This window comes from Pseudomonas sp. B16(2017), from assembly GCF_002113205.1.
Lineage (GTDB): Bacteria > Pseudomonadota > Gammaproteobacteria > Pseudomonadales > Pseudomonadaceae > Aquipseudomonas > Aquipseudomonas pharyngis.
In genome coordinates this window covers 1-818 of sequence record NZ_NEKA01000034.1, presented here as the reverse complement: position 1 = coordinate 818, position 818 = coordinate 1, and the positions used below count along the sequence as shown (strand labels likewise).

At 61.0% G+C, this 818-nt stretch carries 1 protein-coding gene; it reads right to left on the bottom strand.

Annotated elements, in window-relative coordinates:
* On the bottom strand, nt 1–818 hold an 818-nt coding region (tssI, locus tag CAG25_RS28100), incomplete at both ends, for a type VI secretion system tip protein TssI/VgrG (RefSeq protein ID WP_143515466.1).

Sequence of the window (818 nt, the reverse complement as noted above, 5' to 3'; positions counted from 1 at the left end):
CCTTTGCCTTCGGCGAGTTTGTAGTCGCTGCGATGGCGTTCCAGCGCGCGGGTCGAGAGGAACTTGCCGCGCTCACGCGTGGTGAAGCGGCCGGGGTAGTCGTAGTCTTCCAGGTCCGGCATGAACGCGGATTTGACGGCACTTTCGGGCAAGATCTTCGGTTTCTCGAAATCGTAATCGCGGCGGCTGACGCGGGTGGTGCGGGTTTCCAGGCGCAGGTTGAAACGCTTGATCACCGGTTTGTCGGCGGTCATGCCGGAGTCTTGCTGGTAGTTCACCGGTTTCAGTTTGCGGAACACGGTCTGGTCATCGCCGAACACCAGCTTGTGGCCGCTGCTGCTGTGCTGGAAGTGAAAGTGAATGCCTTCCTCTTCGCACAAGCGCTGGATGAAATGCAGGTCGGATTCGTCGTACTGCACGCAGTAGTCGCGTTCCGGGTATTCGGCGCCGAGCTGGAAGCTGTAGGCGTCGGCCAGGATGCCGCGATCTTCCAGAACGCGGGCGATGATCTTCGGCACCGTCAGTTGCTGGAAGATCTGCTGGTCATGGTTGTGCCGCAGGTAGGCCAGTTGCGGCACCAGGCTCAGGCTGTAGCGGGTCAGGGTCTTGCCGGAATCGCCTTGCTCGATGCGATACACCAGACCATGAATCTTGCCCTCGCCAGTGGCGCCGAAGGTCAGGCAGCCAGGCTTGTGCAGGAGTTCTTCAAGGTTGAGGTCGGGACGGGCGCTGACCAGTTCGAGGTCGAAACGGAACGGCTCGTTGAGGGCTTCGCGACCGGTGAAGCTGAGGACTTGCAGGTCGGCCGAAGCGCCTTC